This is a genomic window from Microcystis sp. LE19-131.1A, assembly GCF_027532015.1.
GTDB lineage: Bacteria > Cyanobacteriota > Cyanobacteriia > Cyanobacteriales > Microcystaceae > Microcystis > Microcystis ichthyoblabe_A.
In genome coordinates, this window is the sequence record NZ_JAPZSS010000040.1 from 1 (window position 1) to 16,995 (window position 16,995).

Annotated in this window: 20 protein-coding genes; 13 read left to right on the top strand and 7 right to left on the bottom strand. The window is 41.5% G+C overall.

Going from position 1 to position 16,995, the window contains the following annotated elements; translation table 11 throughout:
- The 5 genes from O9323_RS03580 to O9323_RS03600 all read right to left on the bottom strand — a co-directional run.
- Positions 1-184, bottom strand: a 184-nt coding sequence (locus tag O9323_RS03580; protein ID WP_353851584.1) for a HigA family addiction module antitoxin, incomplete at its 3' end; no start/stop codon positions are given.
- Positions 184-462: a type II toxin-antitoxin system RelE/ParE family toxin gene (locus tag O9323_RS03585; RefSeq protein ID WP_149107335.1), complete on the bottom strand. Its 279-nt coding sequence runs from the start codon at positions 460-462 to the stop codon at positions 184-186. The genes O9323_RS03580 and O9323_RS03585, both read right to left, overlap by 1 nt.
- Before the next feature lie 303 nt (positions 463-765).
- The gene (locus O9323_RS03590) at positions 766-1,158 is read right to left on the bottom strand and encodes a hypothetical protein (protein WP_002791850.1); all 393 of its coding nucleotides are present in this window, start codon (positions 1,156-1,158) and stop codon (positions 766-768) included.
- Positions 1,155-1,532, bottom strand: a complete 378-nt coding sequence (locus tag O9323_RS03595; RefSeq protein ID WP_288124698.1) for a DUF433 domain-containing protein — start codon at positions 1,530-1,532, stop codon at positions 1,155-1,157. Before O9323_RS03595 ends, O9323_RS03590 begins: the two co-directional genes overlap by 4 nt.
- A gap of 490 nt (positions 1,533-2,022) precedes the next feature.
- Positions 2,023-3,540: a hypothetical protein gene (locus O9323_RS03600; RefSeq protein ID WP_288124699.1), complete on the bottom strand. Its 1,518-nt coding sequence runs from the start codon at positions 3,538-3,540 to the stop codon at positions 2,023-2,025.
- 747 nt (positions 3,541-4,287) lie between these two features.
- On the opposite strand from O9323_RS03600, the gene O9323_RS03605 reads away from it, so the two are divergent.
- The 9 genes from O9323_RS03605 (at position 4,288) to O9323_RS03645 (ending at position 12,700) form a co-directional block, all read left to right on the top strand.
- A complete protein-coding gene (locus O9323_RS03605) occupies positions 4,288-6,021 on the top strand; it encodes a peptide ABC transporter substrate-binding protein (RefSeq protein WP_004158972.1) in 1,734 nt (577 codons plus the stop codon).
- On the top strand, positions 6,022-6,978 hold the full coding sequence (locus O9323_RS03610) for an ABC transporter permease (protein WP_002799050.1): 957 nt from the start codon (positions 6,022-6,024) through the stop codon (positions 6,976-6,978).
- Positions 6,979-6,980: 2 nt separating this feature from the next.
- Positions 6,981-7,343, top strand: a complete 363-nt coding sequence (locus O9323_RS03615) for a VOC family protein (RefSeq protein WP_004158968.1) — start codon at positions 6,981-6,983, stop codon at positions 7,341-7,343.
- Between the two features lie 107 nt (positions 7,344-7,450).
- Positions 7,451-8,179 (top strand): cytochrome c biogenesis protein CcdA, encoded by a 729-nt coding sequence (locus tag O9323_RS03620; RefSeq protein ID WP_002757062.1) that lies wholly within the window; start codon positions 7,451-7,453, stop codon positions 8,177-8,179.
- Positions 8,180-8,229: 50 nt separating this feature from the next.
- On the top strand, positions 8,230-9,573 hold the full coding sequence (locus O9323_RS03625) for a cytochrome c biogenesis protein (protein ID WP_288124700.1): 1,344 nt from the start codon (positions 8,230-8,232) through the stop codon (positions 9,571-9,573).
- 104 nt (positions 9,574-9,677) lie between these two features.
- A complete protein-coding gene (locus O9323_RS03630; protein WP_004158964.1) occupies positions 9,678-10,535 on the top strand; it encodes a DNA-formamidopyrimidine glycosylase in 858 nt (285 codons plus the stop codon).
- Between the two features lie 33 nt (positions 10,536-10,568).
- Positions 10,569-11,624 carry a potassium channel family protein gene (locus tag O9323_RS03635; protein ID WP_004158963.1) on the top strand — a complete coding sequence of 352 codons (1,056 nt, stop codon included), beginning with the start codon at positions 10,569-10,571 and terminating at the stop codon, positions 11,622-11,624.
- Between the two features lie 93 nt (positions 11,625-11,717).
- Positions 11,718-11,939 carry a DUF4278 domain-containing protein gene (locus tag O9323_RS03640; RefSeq protein WP_193977579.1) on the top strand — a complete coding sequence of 74 codons (222 nt, stop codon included), beginning with the start codon at positions 11,718-11,720 and terminating at the stop codon, positions 11,937-11,939.
- 299 nt (positions 11,940-12,238) lie between these two features.
- On the top strand, positions 12,239-12,700 hold the full coding sequence (locus O9323_RS03645) for a PPC domain-containing protein (RefSeq protein ID WP_002778638.1): 462 nt from the start codon (positions 12,239-12,241) through the stop codon (positions 12,698-12,700).
- On the opposite strand, the gene cobS is transcribed toward O9323_RS03645, so the two are convergent.
- Positions 12,697-13,455 carry an adenosylcobinamide-GDP ribazoletransferase gene (gene cobS / locus O9323_RS03650; RefSeq protein WP_004158958.1) on the bottom strand — a complete coding sequence of 253 codons (759 nt, stop codon included), beginning with the start codon at positions 13,453-13,455 and terminating at the stop codon, positions 12,697-12,699. The two genes, O9323_RS03645 and cobS, sit on opposite strands and share 4 nt — an antisense overlap.
- 535 nt (positions 13,456-13,990) lie before the next feature.
- Here cobS and O9323_RS03655 point away from each other — a divergent pair.
- The 3 genes from O9323_RS03655 (at position 13,991) to O9323_RS03665 (ending at position 15,595) form a co-directional block, all read left to right on the top strand.
- Positions 13,991-14,647, top strand: a complete 657-nt coding sequence (locus tag O9323_RS03655; RefSeq protein ID WP_004158957.1) for a nuclear transport factor 2 family protein — start codon at positions 13,991-13,993, stop codon at positions 14,645-14,647.
- Between the two features lie 274 nt (positions 14,648-14,921).
- A complete protein-coding gene (locus O9323_RS03660; RefSeq protein ID WP_002797897.1) occupies positions 14,922-15,407 on the top strand; it encodes a type II toxin-antitoxin system VapC family toxin in 486 nt (161 codons plus the stop codon).
- Between the two features lie 2 nt (positions 15,408-15,409).
- Positions 15,410-15,595 (top strand): hypothetical protein, encoded by a 186-nt coding sequence (locus O9323_RS03665; protein ID WP_002757942.1) that lies wholly within the window; start codon positions 15,410-15,412, stop codon positions 15,593-15,595.
- Here the strand turns inward: O9323_RS03665 and O9323_RS03670 are convergent.
- Positions 15,572-15,760 (bottom strand): hypothetical protein, encoded by a 189-nt coding sequence (locus O9323_RS03670; protein WP_287233114.1) that lies wholly within the window; start codon positions 15,758-15,760, stop codon positions 15,572-15,574. The two genes, O9323_RS03665 and O9323_RS03670, sit on opposite strands and share 24 nt — an antisense overlap.
- A 177-nt stretch (positions 15,761-15,937) precedes the next feature.
- On the opposite strand from O9323_RS03670, the gene O9323_RS03675 reads away from it, so the two are divergent.
- On the top strand, positions 15,938-16,995 hold a 1,058-nt coding region (locus O9323_RS03675; RefSeq protein ID WP_288124701.1), incomplete at its 3' end, for an RNA-guided endonuclease InsQ/TnpB family protein.

The following is a 16,995-nucleotide window of genomic DNA, read 5'->3' on the forward strand; positions in this document are numbered from 1 at the left end:
CGAAAGCTTTCCCTAAGCGAATTGCCATTTCGGGGCTAATACCTGCCCTACCATTTAAGATGGCAGATAGGGTTTTTCGACTTACACCCAATGCTTCAGCAGCCTCAGTCACAGTCAGATTCAAAGGTTCGAGACAAAGTTTTTTAAGAACTTCACCAGGATGTGGTGGATTATACATTTTCATCAGTGGTAGTCCTCAAGATCGACATCACAAGCATCAACACCGTCAAAGGTGAAAGTGATCCGCCAGTTTCCAGATACTCTCACCGTCCAGGTTCCTTTACGTTGCCCTGCCAGTTCTTGAAGTACCAATCCGGGCAAGTTCATGTCTTGCGGTGAAGTTGCAGCGCTGAGACGAGCCAGAATCAGCCGAATTCGTTGGGCATGATTTGCCTGAATGCCTCGGGTGGTTCCCGACTCAAAGAACTGCTCTAGTCCTCGATGCTTGAAACTGACTATCATCCATTAAGTGTAACCCATAACGTTACTGGTTACAACCCAACGATAAAAAAATAACGCCTACTATTTTCAATATATCTCGTGAGTGGTGCGTTACGACTACTGGACTATTGATTATACGGAAACTTTCCGTATATCACGCCCAAAAGCGTGTTAGCCAGATTAGCCTACTGCTAGTGGAGCGGTAGGAGCCACATTAGGGAACGCACTCTATAAGATCGGCGATCACACTGATTAGCTTTCGTCGGTCGGAGTGCATTGGGGTTGTTATGCTGTGTCACCAACAGATATGATGCGCCAATCACCTTATGGAATAAACAACCGACCAGCCCCCATATAGTCTTGGATATCGATCACAATTTCTACAAGCCTTTCAACGCAGCGTTCTCGATAGTCAGATTCATTGACCCTATCCGGATCGCCAATCGTAATGATCGGAAATGAAGTCGGTTGATTTTCTTCACGCATTACTTGTTCCAACGAGTCTTCACCCTTCGCATTCCGGTTTGCCGTAAGTAAGAGCATCCCGTTGGTTTGGGCAAATCTCCAAACTACTCGATCATTGCTGTCTGCGGGTAAGCCAACGTCTTCAAATGTCCTCAACCGAATTAGAGCGAGATCTAATAACCCGCTAACAACAAGACTTCCAGAGATCAGAATTGCCTGCCGATTCAAGTTGTAATCAGCCAGAACAATCATTGCTTCTTCGCTTCCCGCTTTGCTCTCCGTTCTTGAAGTATAGCTCTAACCGCTTCATAGCCTGGACGAGGAGGAGTAGCAGCGATTCGAGCAAAACGTTCGCGATTCCTCTCTTCCCAAAATTGTTTAGTTTCTGCGGCAGTCTTTAAAACCTCCTGATACTCTGCTTCCACTTCTGTTCGATGTGTTTCAATGTAGGAAAGGGCAGCATGAATCTGAGCATCTGTAAGATTGAAGGCATCACGAATAAACTTGGGTGGATACTGAGCTTTGAGATAATCGATTACGTCATACAGAGTAATACGAGTATCCGCAATTGTAAGCCCTCGCTCTGTGCGGATTATAGCTGCTTGTCCATTCGATGCCAGTGCCATAGCAGTCTTAGCTTTTAATCATTTAATTCCATAGTAGCGCACAAAAAAAGCAAGGGGAACCAACGCCCCCTAACGACTGATTCACAAAATCCTTAATCCTCAACCCAGACCTTCAAAATGTATTTCAGCCTCGTTCCTGCATCTAGCCAGTAGTGAACTCCAACATCTGGCAGTTCAGTATCATTTGTGTGAGCGTCACCCCGTCCTATGCCATCATCAAAGGGAGTAATACGGTGTTTGGAAACCTCTTTGTGGAATTCCACCCGTGTTATTCTTGCTCCAGTGCAAGGAAATTTATCGTCTCCTCGCTTGCCAAGCATACCAGATTCGTAAGTTCTCGAAACATCAACTGCTAGTCATTCAGCCATAATAAACCTCCTTTGCGGTTTTGACGCGGCATAACCGTTCCTGGTCAGCGGCTGCCGAGAACTTTGCAACTCCACAAGGGTTTTGGTCAGTCCGCTGCACCAGGGTTGTTAGCCTGTCGCAATTAAGGCAATGGAATCCCTGCTGAACGAATAGCAAGCTTTACAGCCCCTTTGACCACATCACTAACTGTCGCATCTCCTAGCGATTGTCCCCATTTAAGCAACTTATCCTTCACTGTGGGATTGTTTTGAGCTTGAGTTGCCATATCCTGTGCCACTTGCTCTTGAGCAACATCAACAGTAGTTCCTCGCTTTTGCAACTGCTCGACCAAATCTTGAATTTGAGCTGCTGCTTGGGTTAGATCCTGGCTCATGTTGATATAGTTGCCTTGAATATAGTTACCTCCACTAGTATTGATGGACTCATAGTAACTTCCACTGCCAAGGTGAATTTCACGATTCTCTGTCATAGATGTTTCTCCTGAATAGAGATTTACGAAAAACGTTTTCCCATTAAAGATATGTCTAGATACCTCTAGATTACTCTCAATCACTGAATTCTGGAGTAGTGTCTCTCTAATCTTTATGTACTCCCTCTTAACAAGTTCATACATTTTCTTACTGAAATTTTTGTCTTTCTGAGGCTCCCGATAGGGAAATAAGGATTCCGATTTAAAAATTTTAAATTTATCATCAATTTCTTTAAGAATTGAATTTAGATCTTTAAATAAGGATCTAAAGAATTTAATGTATGGCTTTGATATTGGAAAAATGAGAACACGATCAGGATCTGGAGTATCAAATAGAGCTAAGCAGGGAAATTGTTCTGGAGTAATTCCTAAATGTTTGCCAATTTCATAACTCTGAGTCTTATCGTAAGGCTTTGTGCTTAGCCAGCCAAGAGACGACCAAACAATATACAGCCTCTCAGATAATAAAGACTTCCAATATTGGAGAGATTCTTGAAAATTTTCATAGGTACTTGCTCTCTCAACAGCGTATACCTTAAACCTTGAACCAGAGAGAACATGAATATCTGAATACGTCTCTCTTAGAAAACAAGAAAACTCTTCATCCGCATCTGTATATAACAATGCCATATGCAAGCTAGGTTCATCAGTTGAGGGATGTTCTCGAACCATAGAAAGAAAATCTACGACTGTAGGAGGAAAATGCATACAGTGGAAGACTGTGTGTCCCGTATGCTTCCATGAGATCTCAACCGTACCCAATACAATTACTTCATCATTTAGAAATCCCAAGCTCGCAACTTTTGTCTGATAATACTTTTTCAACGTTTTTTTAGTATATTCCTTGGTAGTATCAACTCTTTCCTTTGATATTTGAGGTCGTTTTAGTACATAACCATGCTCAACAATGTATTCTATGCCGCTTACAAGCGGGAATGGATTAAAAGAAGCAGGATTGCCCTTACATTGCTTAATTACATCAAGTATCGTGGTTTCCATACTTACCTGAATTTGCTTAGGCGGGATCTCTGCCTTCTCGAAAACATCCAGGCTTTCCAAGGTAACAGATCCCCAGGAGTCATCTGAAAGGTCTAGCTCTCTACCTTTAAAGGTACATCTAACTTTTTGAATTGAGTCTTCTTCAATAACGAATATAGAAAAATTGCTCATTTTTTACTACATCTCTAACAATAATTTTGCGCTAGATTACTACCTCATCAGGAATTTCCTAGAAATTCAAGGTACAGCCCTTACCAACAGCTTGAGGGCTAACTATTGATTATACGGAAATTTTCTGTATAACACTCCTGAAAGTAATGATATGGGTCAACTTTCAGCATATCACCCCATTTAGGCGCGATCACCAGAACTTTTCCCTATATCACGCCCAAAAGCGTGTTAGCCAGATTAGCCTACTGCTAGTGGAGCGGTAGGAGCCACATTAGGGAACGCACCCTACGGCGATGGCTACCAGACCAATTATATACTAGACGGATTTTTTCCATACAACACCCCAAATACAGATTTTCTGGCTCTTCGTTACTTGTTATGGTTCGATAGGGTGGCATAAATCGACTAAATCCTTATCTGGCAAGAGATTTAATTGATTAGTTCGCTCTAGATCAAAAACAATTGACAAAAATCGCCAAACGTCTTTCTCTATAAGAGTTCTGTCCCTTATAACCCCCGTACATTGCATAACACAAACCGAAGAACCCATTTCGTCGCCGTGCCTAGAATTTTCTTGTCTAGTACAGCATCGCTACCATAGCATGATCGATTTAACTTGACTAGGAATGGATAAAGGCAAATAATCAATTAATCGATCGAGATCAAGACTCAATGTCTGATAACTTGTTATTGGTGGGGTAGGGAATCACCTAAGTCACCCTGTTGAATTATTGATTGTCATTAAAAATGTTTAAGCGATCGCTTTTCTTGCCCCTGTTAATTTTATCCCTTAGTTGCACGCTGCTTTTTAGTGCTTGTCGTCAACAAACAGCTAATAATCCCCCAGCAACGACCAATAATAATTCAGAAACTTTAAAACTTTTATATTGGCAAGCACCGACGATTTTAAATCCCCATCTCTCCACGGGATTTAAAGACTCAGAAGCGAGTCGCATTACCTTAGAACCTTTGGCTAGTTTCGATGAAAAAGGGGAATTAGTTCCTTTTTTAGCGGCAGAAATTCCTACTATTGAAAATGGGGGAGTTGCCCAGGATGGTAAATCGGTGACATGGAAGCTAAAAAAAGATATTAAATGGTCAGATGGTACTCCTTTTACTGCCAAAGATGTCATCGCTACCTATAATTTTATTACCAATCCGAAAACTGGTTCTACTAGCGCTGGCAATTATGAAATAGTTAAAACTGTGGAAGCGATCGATCCCCATACGGTTAAAATAAATTTTAAGCAAGTTAATCCCGCTTGGTCATTAGTTTTTGTGGGGACAGAAGGGATGATTTTACCAGCACATCTCTATGAAAAATATAGCAATGAAACAGCACGTCAAGCCCCTGCTAATTTATTACCGGTGGGAACTGGCCCCTATAAAGTGGTAGAATTTAAACCGGGAGATACGGCGGTTTATGAACAAAATTCTTTCTTTCGAGAAGCGGATAAATTAGATTTTCAAAGAATAGAATTAAAAGGAGGAGGTGATGCCACTTCTGCGGCAAGAGCGGTTTTACAGACACAGGAGGCGGATTATGCCTATAATTTGCAAGTAGAGGCTAAGGTTTTAAGTGATTTAGAAAAAGCGGGTCGGGGTCAGTTAATATCTAGTTTCGGTTCTTTGATTGAACGAGTTTTATTTAATTTGAGCGATCCTAATCAAGCTACTCCTGAAGGTGAGAGGTCTAGTATTAAGTTTCCCCATCCTTTTTTGAGTGATGTAAAAGTAAGAGAAGCTTTATCTTTAGCCGTTGATAGAGATACTATTGCCACGCAGCTTTATGGTATTACTGGGAAAACAACTCCTAATTTTATTGTGATGCCATCGGAATATAATTCGCCCAATACTAGCTATGAATTTAATCTAGAAAAGGCTAAGAAATTACTAGATGATGCGGGATGGAAAGATAGTAATGGTGATGGCACTAGGGATAAAAATGGGGTGGAAATGAAATTAGTTTTTCAAACTACCGTCAATCCTCTTCGTCAGAAAACCCAAGAAATTATCAAACAAAGTTTACAAGCGATCGGGGTAGGAGTAGAATTAAAAACTGTTGATGCCAGTATTTTCTTTTCTAGCGATCCTGCTAACGATGACACGGTAGAAAAGTTTTATGCTGACCTACAAATGTACACTACTGGTAATAATAGTCCCGATCCGAAAGCCTATTTTAAAACCTTTACCTGTAGCGAAATTCCCCAAAAAGCTGATGGTTGGGCCGGGGATAATTATGCTCGTTATTGTAATCCTGAATACGATAAATTATGGCAAGCTTTTAGTCAAGAATTAAACCCAGAAAAACGGCGAGAAATAGCGATTAAAATGAATGATATGTTAATCAATAATTTTGTGATTATTCCCCTAGTTCATCGTGCCGATGTGGTGGCAATTAGCAATAGTTTGTCAGGGTTTGAATTAACTCCCTGGGATAGAAATACTTGGAACATCAAGGACTGGAAGCGTAGTAAATAAATGCTCAAATATTTTCTGAGAAGATTATTATTTTCGATTCCCACTCTTTTAGCCATTAGTATGGTGGTTTTTGGCATTTTGGCCCTAGCACCGGGGGATCCGATGGGAGAATTTGCCGCTAATCCTGCTATCACCGAAGCGGTGCGAGAAAATATTCGCAAAAGTCTCGGATTAGATCAACCGCTTCCCGTGCGTTATGTCAAGTGGTTGTTAGCATTTCTTCAAGGAGATATGGGCTATTCTTTCACCAGTCGCAGCCCAGTTTTTACCCTAATTTGGCAGCGTTTACCCACAACCCTCTGGATTGTCGGTATTGCCTATATTTTCGGGGTTTTAATTGCTTTTCCTTTAGGCGTAATTTCAGCAGTCAAGCGCTATTCTTGGTTAGACAAAATCATCTCTACTTTTTCGCTACTTGGCTTTTCTTTACCCACTTTTGTAACGGGATTATTATTAATTATTATCTTTAGTGTGCAGTTAAACTGGCTACCATCTTTTTATAACAGTACCCTAGAAATCAGTGATTTTAATAGTTTGATCGAGCAGGTTAAACAGTCAATTATGCCCGTAACTGTATTAAGCTTATATCAAGGGGCGATGTTGATGCGTTTTGTGCGTTCTTCCGTAACTGAAGAAATTCACCAAGAGTACGTTAAAACTGCCTTAGCCAAGGGACTAACTAATTTTTCTGTCCTAACTAAGCATATAGTTCGCAATGCTTTAATCCCCGTTGTCACCCTGATTGCTCTCGATATTCCCTCAATTTTTACCGGTGCTTTAGTCACAGAACAAGTGTTTCGTGTACCGGGTATCGGTGCTTTATTAATTGATTCTATTTCCCGCAGTGATACCCCCGTAGTGATGGCGATTACCTTTATCTATGGGATTTTAATTGTTATCTTTAACTTAATTGCCGATTTAACCTATAGTTGGCTCGATCCGCGAGTCAGATATTAACTATGAACATCATGCGATCCTTACACACGGGGATTTTAGTCACCGATCTAGAAAAAGCTGTTAACTTTTACGAAAATGTTCTAGGATTGACTAGAATCGATCGCCCTTTTCAATACGATGGGGTTTGGTATCAAGTGGGAGATTATCAAATTCATTTAATTGTCGATACCAATTATCAAAACTACCGTCCCAATCCCCAAAAATGGGGACGCAATCCTCATATTGCTTTCGCTATTGATGACGTGGCGGCCATGGGTAACTATCTAGAAAGTCAAGGTTATACAATTCAAATGAGTGCATCGGGTAGAAAGGCCTTATTTGTCAGTGATCCCGATGGTAATATCCTAGAAATGAGCCAAATTTAGCCTTAATTAGCTAGACACAATTAATTACACATATCTAACTACCCCTTGCCTCTTGCCTATCCTAACCAAGAAGTTAATTTTGTTCCATTGCTTAAAAATTCTAGAATATGTTAGACCAATTACAGACTCAACTCTATCACCTTGAACAATACGCCGATCGCTTAGTGACTTCCCAACTAACTCACCTTAGTTTTGTCAGTATTGCCGTGATTTTTCTAGCCGGTTTACTTACCAGTCTTACCCCCTGTATGCTGTCGATGTTGCCGATTACCGTCGCTTATATCGGGGGTTACGAAAATAAAGGTCGTTTAGCGGCTTTTTGGCAGTCCACATGGTTTTCTCTGGGATTAGCCACCACCTTAGCGGGATTGGGACTAATTGCCGCTACTTTAGGAAAAGTCTATGGACAGGTGGGGATCGGTTTACCAATTATCGTCAGTGCGATCGCTATTTTGATGGGGTTAAACCTCTTGGAATTATTACCCCTGCGCTTCCCCTCCCTTGGCGCTACCGATTGGATTACCGGCGATTTTCCCCCGATTTTGCGGTCCTATCTTCTCGGTTTAACATTTGGTTTAATCGCCTCTCCTTGTAGTACACCCGTTCTAGCAACTCTATTGGCATGGGTGGCAAATACGGGAGATTTAAGCTTAGGGGGGGGATTATTGTTATCCTACACTGCTGGCTATGTTTTACCCTTAATTATCGTCGGTTCTTTTACTGCCTCGCTGAAAAGCTTTCTTTCCCTGCGTCAATGGTCTGGGTGGATTAATCCTGTCAGTGGGGTTTTATTAATCGGTTTTGGAGTTTTTTCTTTATTATCCCGTCTGCTGTGATGGTGGAGAGTTATGATAGATAATTGGCTAGAATTGTAAAACTTTTAACTATGACTATATCGGAAACTTCCTCAAATTTAAAGAATAGACCGCCTCAATGGGGACGTAAATTTATCCAGACTATTGCCGATCTGCGATTAGCAATTATCCTCTTACTTTTAATCGCTATTTTTAGCATTTCTGGGACGGTAATCGAACAGGGTCAATCTCTATCTTTTTACCAAGTTAATTATCCTGAAAAACCCGCTTTATTTGGCTTTCTGACTTGGAAAGTTTTATTACTATTGGGATTAAATCATGTTTATAGCACTTGGTGGTATCTATCATTATTAATTCTCTTCGGTTCCAGTTTAACCGCTTGTACCTTCCGACGACAATTACCCGCTTTAAAAGCGGCCAGAAAATGGCAATTTTATCAACAATCTCGCCAATTTCAAAAACTGGCTTTAAGTGCTGAATTAGAAACCGGTTCCCTAGAATCCCTCACCCCCCTATTAGAAAAAAAAGGCTACAAAGTTTTTCTAGAAAATAACAGTCTTTATGCTCGTAAAGGTCTGATTGGTAAAATCGGTCCGATTATCGTTCATGCAGCCATGTTAATTATTTTAGCAGGAGCGATCTGGGGAGCGTTAACCGGGTTTTTCGCTCAAGAAATGGTAGCTAGTGGCGATAGTTTTCAGGTTAAAAATATTATTGAAGCTGGACCATTATCTAAAAATTCTCTCCCCAAGGATTGGGGGATTAAAGTTAATCGTTTTTGGATTGATTATAGTCCTAAAGGTGATATAGAACAATTTTATTCTGATTTGTCGGTGATCGATAATCAAGGACAGCAGATCGATCGCAAAACTATTCAAGTTAACCAACCTTTGCACCATAAAGGGGTGACTTTTTATCAAACCAGTTGGGGAATTGCTGGGGTAAAAGTACAGGTGAATAATAGTCCGATCCTACAGCTACCGATGGCTAGTTTAGACACCAAAGGTAATGGACAAATCTGGGGAACGTGGATTCCGACTAAAACCGATCTTAGTGAGGGAGTTTCTCTTTTAACCAGAGATTTACAAGGTACGGTAATCGTCTATGATGCTAAGGGAGATTTAACCTCTGCTGTACGAGAAGGAATGACGATTCCTATCAATGGAGTTAATCTAAAAATAGTCGAATTAGTGGGCAGTACAGGGTTACAAATTAAGGCAGATCCGGGAGTACCGATTGTCTATTTAGGTTTTGCTTTATTGATGATGGGAGTGGTAATGAGTTACTTTTCCCATTCGCAAATTTGGGCTTTACAATCGGGCGATCGCTTTTATATTGGTGGTAAAACTAATCGCGCTCAAGTCAGTTTTGAACGGGAAATAATTGATACTATCGAAATGTTAAAGTTAAAGTAGAATTGACGTTAATTTGGTGTCGTTTCCCGATGAAAAGTTCTGTTTATCTATCTTTTGCCTTTTGCCTACCCTAACCAAGAACTTAATTTTGTTCAATTACTTATATGCCAGAATTGCCAGAAGTAGAAACGGTGCGTCGCGGGTTAAATCAAGTCACCCAGGGCAAAAAAATTATCGGTGGGGAAGTATTATTACAGCGTACCCTAGCCTATCCTAATTGTGAGGCAACTTTTCTGCAAGGAATTGCTCAGACCACGATTACCAATTGGCAGCGCCGAGGCAAATATCTCCTCGCCAATTTAGATAATGGTAGCAGTATCGGGGTTCATCTGCGTATGACCGGACAATTGCTCTGGGTAAAAGATACCACTCCCCTGCCGATTCATACGCGCTTACGCTTCTTTTTTGCCAATCAGCAAGAATTGCGCTTCGTCGATACCCGCACTTTCGGGAAAATTTGGTGGATTGCCGCCGATAAAACCCCAGAAAGCGTGATTACTGCTCTCAAAAAACTGGGATTGGAACCCTTTGATCGCAATTTTACCCCCGATTACCTCTATAGTCACTGTCAAAAAAGTCGTCGTCCGATTAAAACTTTTCTCCTCGATCAAAATGTGGTGGCAGGAATTGGTAATATCTACGCGGATGAAGTTCTTTTTAAAAGTGGTATCCATCCCCAAACTGCCGCTAATCTCTTAAAAATTGAGCAAATAGACTTATTGACAAAAAACATTATTTCTGTACTGGAAACAGCGATCGCTGAAGGCGGCACCAGTTTTAGCGATTTTCTCCACGTTACGGGAGTTAATGGCAATTATGGCTCGATGGCCTGGGTTTATGGTCGTACTGGCGAAAATTGTCGCCTTTGCGGTGCAACTATTGCCAGAATTAAATTAAGTGGACGCTCCTCTCATTTTTGTCCCCAATGTCAAGTCTCAACAGTAATCAGTAAACAGTTGTAAGCTAATGGCTAGATGGTCAGGTCACGGAAATCGATGCAAAGTTCACTGAAAAGGATTATCATCGGTGCGAGTTTTTTTCTCGCTACGGTAGTCGGAGCAACTATCGGTTATATGGCCTACGGTTGGAGTTTTCTAGATGCCGTTTATATGGTGATTATCACCATATTTGGGGTAGGTTTCGGGGAAGTTAAACCGATTAACACTCCCAGTCTGAGAGCTTTTACCATGTTAGTTATCATCTGTGGGACTACCTCGGCCGTTTATGTGGTGGGAGGGTTTTTTCAGATGCTCACCGAGGGAGAAATTAACAAAGCCTTTAGCGATCGCCGGATGAATAAAGAGATGGAATCCCTAGAAAATCACGTCATAATCTGTGGTTTTGGGCGCATAGGACGCATCCTAACGACTAAATTGGCAAAAACAGCCCAATCCTTTATTATCGTCGATAATAACCCCGATCGCATTAGATTAGCTCAGGAAAAAGGTTACATAACTCTTAATGGTAACGCCACCGATGAAAGTATTCTCCAAAAAGCCGGCATCGACAAAGCGCGAGTTTTAGCGACTGTGTTACCCGATGATGCCTTAAATGTCTTTATCACTTTAACCGCAAGAGAACTCAGTCCGCAACTATACATCATCGCTAGAGGAGAATATCCCAGCACTGAGAAAAAATTAAAATTAGCTGGAGCCGATCAAGTGGTTTTACCTGCTACCATTGGAGCAGAGAGAATGGCCCATTTAATCACCCATCCGGCCGCGATTGATTTTTTACAGGAAGATGAAGGTAGGCGCAATCTTAACGAATTATTAGCCGATATCGACCTACAATTTGAAGAATACTCAATTTTAAGCAATTCTCCTTTTTTGGGACAACCCATCAGTCAGATGGAAGTGCGGGGACAGGGTGCTTTTATTATCGTTGCTATCCGTCAATTTGATGGTGGTGTCATCGCCCATCCCGACAATTCCACCATTCTACAGCAAGGCGATACGGTCATTTTATTAGGTCATCGGGGCGATGTTCCTAATTTTGCCCGTCGTTATGCTCTGCGTCGAGAAATGCGCTATCGTGGGTCTTCTTGGTAGGATATTTACCTACAAAAAAGTTGAGATTTTCTGGAATTAATTTCGCTGCCGATGGAGATAAGACTAGCTCACTAATTATCTCCAGAGACAGCTATGAAATTAACCTATCGCGGCATTGCTTACGAGAAAAATCCCACTGCCACCGTTGCTTCCAGTCCGCTGATTTTAGGCTATCGTGGTGTTCCCTATTTAAAAAACCGTGATGTCGCTCAAAGCATTGAGAAACCGGTAGCCGTTACCTATCGCGGTCAAGCCTATAATATCACTCAGTCTTTAGCTTCTTTGCCCATGGAAAGACCCTCTTTAAGTTTTTAACTTCTAGTTCTTTTTTCAATCAATCTCTTTTAAAGATTGTCAATTAATGATTTTATCAATTACCTTAAACGGGTTGTATCTCCCCTCTTGCTCCCTTGCTCGAAGGGAGATTTTTTTACTCGTTTTTGCCAACAAGAAATAAGTACCTAAGCAAAATTAATTACACATATTTTTCCCTTCCGCAGTTCCGCAGTTCCAGCGTTCCCCCGAAAGGGGGTGTGAATTTAATTTTGTCGAACTGCTGATAGTTATCAGTTTTTTGTAGAATAGGGAGATTGAGAAAACGAATACCTGCCCCTATGACAAGATTCCCTTTGACTGGTCGCTATTCTGGTTTATGCGTCTTGCTCACTTTATTCTGGTTAAGCGGTCAATCTTTACCAGTGCGAGCGGAAAAAATCTATAATCCCGTCCCCCTCATCCTCAATAAAGAAATTAACGATACTCTCACCGACAAGGATATTCCCACGGGTGAGGGGGGGTTTGCTAGGGATTATACGGTAGATTTGGAAAAGGACGATCAGGTGGCCATCGATCTCAAATCGGAAAACTTTGATGGAGTTTTAATTCTCCTGGCCGACGATGGTTCCACTGTAGCGGAAAATGATGATGGTCCCGATGGTGGCACTAATGCTCTCCTTTTTGCACGGATTACCGAGTCGGGTAAATATATTATTCGGGTGAGAGCTTTCGGAGAAACCGGTGGGGGAAAATTTACCCTGAAATTAACCCGTTTACGGGCCGTGGAGGGCAAAAATTAGCTAATTATTGTCAAAAAAACCAAGAATAGAGCCTCTGTCCACTCTACCACCGCACCGTAGGTATCGCCGGTGTGACCGCGAAGACGACGATATAACCAGTAACCAGTAAGCAGAGCGAGGGCGATTCCGGCACTAATGGCGATTATTCCCCACCTTAGACCACCAAATAGGGCGATTAACCCCCAAATTACTCCCCCACAGTCCCAAGGCAGACAAAAAGCCACTTTATGAAAGGCTCCCTTGCCGGTGGGTTTGAGGTAGGGATAAAGAGCGATCGCCATTACTTGCCCCCAACGTCCCCAAATTGGTGCTAAAATTAGGGCTAAGGCTCGATTATCGCTTAAATCGGTCAAAGCGGCGATTTTTAACAGCAAAACCATGGTCACGGCCATGACTCCAAAGGCCCCGGTAACACTATCGGCCATGACCGCTAAACGACGCTGGGGGTCGGTGACAGCTAAACCATCGGCCGTGTCACTAACTCCATCAAGGTGTAGTCCTCCCGTTAGATAAACCCAAACTCCCACAAGGACAACCGCACGAGTTAGGGGTGGCATTCCCAGACCAGCTAGAGTTATATCGAGCAAAACCAGAATTAAACCCAAAAATAAGCCCACTAAGGGAATCCATCGGGCAATTCTGCCAAAATCAGGCCACGCAATCGGAACCGGAATAATCGTGTAAAAAGCGATCGCACCTAAAAATGAGCGAATTTCTTGACAAATGAAGTTAAATATGGTAATCAATCCCCCCAATTCGCTCCCGGTATGTCATCGTTTCTCATAAAGATGAAGTATAACTTAATTTTGTATCGGCGACCCTGTGGGATTTTCAAAACATCTGAGAACGCCTATAATAATTTAATTCGACATAACACGGTTACTTGTAATTTTATAGGAAAAGTTTCTTGCGATCGCTCTATAGGAGAGTAATATGCGGAAAGATTTCTTAAAAAAATGTGTATTTAGCGTGATATGTGGAAAGTTTCCGTATAATCCATAGTTAGGCCAAACAGTGAAGTCCGTCAAGGTTGCCTGTTTCAATTAGAGATTAGGTGATCGCAAAATGGTTCGCTTCCTTGTTCAGTCCACAGGGGTTATTCGCGATCATGGAAATTAAGAATAGTTAAGTGATCGGGCATAACACACCATTGGAGCGGACAATATTAATGGGTTTTTGTTGGGGGGGAAATACGATCATTTACCGTTCAATTAAACCTTTGGGTAAACACGAGGTATTCGTTTTTTAGGTAAGTTTCAGCAATTTTAAAGATCACAGAAGGAGTTAAATATGTCAGCAGAGAATATTCCTATTCAAATACAAGATAGAGATAATGTACTTGTGGCTGATGACGGCATAGAATGGCGTTATGGAAAACGCCCTGATTATTCAGGAACAAATAAAACATTAAGGGCGCAAAGCGAAAAACACCATCCAACTGGCTCATTAGAAGCTATTGCACAAAATTTAGTAAGAACATTTGAAATGGAAGCCACTTATAAGCTAAATCCAAATCAATGGACATCGGTGGATATACATCAATTTAGAATGCGTACTAACCACGGTTCGGAATATACGGTACAAGACATTATAGAACGCGGAACTTATAATTTATTTTTAGGCGAAACACCGGTTTATAGTTCAAAAGCAGAAGATTTTGAATCAGGTGCAGCAAGTTTTATGAATGCTTTTAAAACTGGCTTTGTTTGGGAAGTTATTGAAGCTTATAGCGGTCCGCCAAGAGTTATTTTTAAATGGAGGCATTGGGGAACACATCAAGGAGAATTTAAAGGTCACGCGCCTACCAACAAACTAATTGAGGTATATGGCATTACAATTGCTGATGTAAATGCAGATTTAAAACTGACTTATGTCGAACATTTTTTTGATAATAGCCAATTTTTAGAAAAATTGGTTTCTGGCGGAAAGTGTTCAATGCACGGTTAGGAGAGGATAACTAAGTGCGGTGGCGAAGGCACTGCGTAGCAGTACGCTATCTCCCTAGTGTCCGTTCCCTAAAGTGGCTCTTACTGCTCCAGCGATCGATTTTTGGGGAACGCACCATGCAGATTGATTGCAGCTGTGGGTTTAAGTGCGATGGCGAAGGCACTACGTGGCAGTACGCTGATCTTGTCGGTTGGGTTGGCCGCTGTTACCCAACACCCTCAAAACCAAGATTAAATAAGGTAGGATAGAGAGCGAAAAGATATTCTAGGTTGCCGTGAATGGAAGCGTCTATATTGAAACAAGTATTTTTGGGCATTTAACCGCCAGACCCACTGACAATCTGATCGTTGCTGCTAATATCAAGATCACCCAGGATTGGTGGAACGAACATAGTAGCTCATTTACGCTTTACGCATCAGAGATCGTTGAAGATGAGGCAGCTAAGGGAGATCCGATAATCGCCGCTCAACGGTTAAACTTGTTACAATCCCTAATGCTTCTCGAACTTACGGAAGATGCGTTTGAACTTTCGCAAGCGTTTCTGACTCAAAGCAATCTGCCACTAAAGGCATCTAATGACGCTTTACATATGGCATTAGCAACCGTCTATAACTTAGATTATTTGCTAACATGGAACTGCAAGCACATGGCAAATGCCCAAATTCAGCGTAAGCTGGCTCAGATTAGTTCTGATCTCGGATATATATTGCCAGTTATTTGCACTCCTTATGAGCTTATTGGATATAACCTAGAGGTCTAGTCATGTATAAAAATGAAATTCTCGATGAAATTCACAAGTATAGAGAAGAATACGCTCAATCGTTTCAATATGACTTAAGAGCTATTTTTAATGACTTAAAGCAGAAGCAACTGGCTCATAAAGATAGATTAGTTAGGTTGCCAATTAAGCGAGCGTCTAACAAATCACTGCACCCGACCGCCGGCTAAAGTATTCAATGGAACCGCTAAATCTATAGTGCGATGGCGAAGGCACTGCGCAGCAGTACGCTGATCCTGTCGGTTGGGTTGACAGACATTGGCATCTGGTAAGTTTAGGGATGGAATTAGATCTTTATAACCCTGAACGAGACAGTCACGTACATTACTGTTCATCAGAGCTTTTGTGCGGTGAAGACGCTCCTCCGTGAGCTCAGGTCTATTCTTCAAAAGATTCCGAATCCACTCATCATGAATTTCATCGAAAATTTGGGTCTGAAACCCCGTCGTTCTACGACGGCTTTACTGTTAAATATGAGCATCGTTTACGAAATATATGCTAAAATGTGAGATATGGAAAAAGCCTATTCTTACCGATTTTACCCCACACCAGAACAAGAGTCGCTATTGCGGCGCACATTGGGCTGTGTAAGATTGGTTTACAACAAAGCTCTCCATCTCAGAACACAAGCATGGTACGAAAAGCAAGAAAGAGTAGGCTACGCTCAAACTTCTTCAATGCTAACCGACTGGAAAAAGCAAGAAGAATTAGACTTTTTAAACGAAGTTAGCTGTGTACCTTTACAACAAGGGTTAAGGCATTTACAAACAGCTTTTACTAATTTCTTTGCTGGTCGTACTAAGTATCCTAACTTTAAGAAAAAACATCAGGGAGGAAGTGCCGAATTTACCAAATCAGCTTTTAAATTTAAAGACAAACAAATCTATTTAGCTAAATGCACAGAACCTTTACCTATTCGATGGTCAAGACAAATACCAGAAAGCTGTGAGCCAAGTACAGTAACAGTCAGATTACATCCTTCTGGACGCTGGCATATCTCAATTAGATTTGATGACCCAACGATTAAGCCTTTCCCAGTAACAGATAAAGCCATCGGAATTGACTTAGGAATTAGTAGCCTTGTGATTACCAGCGATGGCGATAAAGTGTCTAATCCCAAGCATTTTAAGAAACATTATCAGAGGTTGCGAAAGGCCCAAAAAAGCCTTTCTAGAAAACAGAAAGGGTCAAAAAATCGGGGAAAAGCAAGAATCAAAGTAGCAAGGATTCACGCTCAAATCACCGATAGCAGAAAAGACCATCTACATAAGCTAACCACTCAATTAGTTCGTGAAAACCAAACGATTGTGGTTGAGAATTTAGCCGTTAAGAATATGGTCAAAAACCCGAAATTATCTCAGGCAATATCTGACGTTAGTTGGGGAGAAATCACCCGACAATTAGCCTATAAATGCCGTTGGTATGGGAGAAATTACATCGAAATAGATAGATGGTTTCCTAGCTCTAAAAGGTGTAGTAATTGCGGGTATATTGCTGAGAAAATGCCGTTAAATGTTCGAGAATGGGACTGTCCAGACTGTGGGACTCACCATGACCGAGATATTAACGC

What these genes read in the sequence shown, in the direction of transcription:
- O9323_RS03645 (WP_002778638.1), top strand. Translation starts at nt 12,239, where the DNA reads ATGACAAGATTCCCTTTGACTGGTCGCTATTCTGGTTTATGCGTCTTG.
- O9323_RS03605 (WP_004158972.1), top strand. Translation starts at nt 4,288, where the DNA reads ATGTTTAAGCGATCGCTTTTCTTGCCCCTGTTAATTTTATCCCTTAGT.
- O9323_RS03620 (WP_002757062.1), top strand. Translation starts at nt 7,451, where the DNA reads ATGTTAGACCAATTACAGACTCAACTCTATCACCTTGAACAATACGCC.
- O9323_RS03615 (WP_004158968.1), top strand. Translation starts at nt 6,981, where the DNA reads ATGAACATCATGCGATCCTTACACACGGGGATTTTAGTCACCGATCTA.
- O9323_RS03640 (WP_193977579.1), top strand. Translation starts at nt 11,718, where the DNA reads ATGAAATTAACCTATCGCGGCATTGCTTACGAGAAAAATCCCACTGCC.
- O9323_RS03655 (WP_004158957.1), top strand. Translation starts at nt 13,991, where the DNA reads ATGTCAGCAGAGAATATTCCTATTCAAATACAAGATAGAGATAATGTA.
- O9323_RS03665 (WP_002757942.1), top strand. Translation starts at nt 15,410, where the DNA reads ATGTATAAAAATGAAATTCTCGATGAAATTCACAAGTATAGAGAAGAA.
- O9323_RS03590 (WP_002791850.1), bottom strand. Translation starts at nt 1,158, where the DNA reads ATGATTGTTCTGGCTGATTACAACTTGAATCGGCAGGCAATTCTGATC.
- O9323_RS03595 (WP_288124698.1), bottom strand. Translation starts at nt 1,532, where the DNA reads ATGGCACTGGCATCGAATGGACAAGCAGCTATAATCCGCACAGAGCGA.
- O9323_RS03610 (WP_002799050.1), top strand. Translation starts at nt 6,022, where the DNA reads ATGCTCAAATATTTTCTGAGAAGATTATTATTTTCGATTCCCACTCTT.
- O9323_RS03625 (WP_288124700.1), top strand. Translation starts at nt 8,230, where the DNA reads ATGACTATATCGGAAACTTCCTCAAATTTAAAGAATAGACCGCCTCAA.
- O9323_RS03635 (WP_004158963.1), top strand. Translation starts at nt 10,569, where the DNA reads ATGCAAAGTTCACTGAAAAGGATTATCATCGGTGCGAGTTTTTTTCTC.
- O9323_RS03585 (WP_149107335.1), bottom strand. Translation starts at nt 462, where the DNA reads ATGATAGTCAGTTTCAAGCATCGAGGACTAGAGCAGTTCTTTGAGTCG.
- O9323_RS03600 (WP_288124699.1), bottom strand. Translation starts at nt 3,540, where the DNA reads ATGAGCAATTTTTCTATATTCGTTATTGAAGAAGACTCAATTCAAAAA.
- O9323_RS03630 (WP_004158964.1), top strand. Translation starts at nt 9,678, where the DNA reads ATGCCAGAATTGCCAGAAGTAGAAACGGTGCGTCGCGGGTTAAATCAA.
- O9323_RS03670 (WP_287233114.1), bottom strand. Translation starts at nt 15,760, where the DNA reads ATGAACAGTAATGTACGTGACTGTCTCGTTCAGGGTTATAAAGATCTA.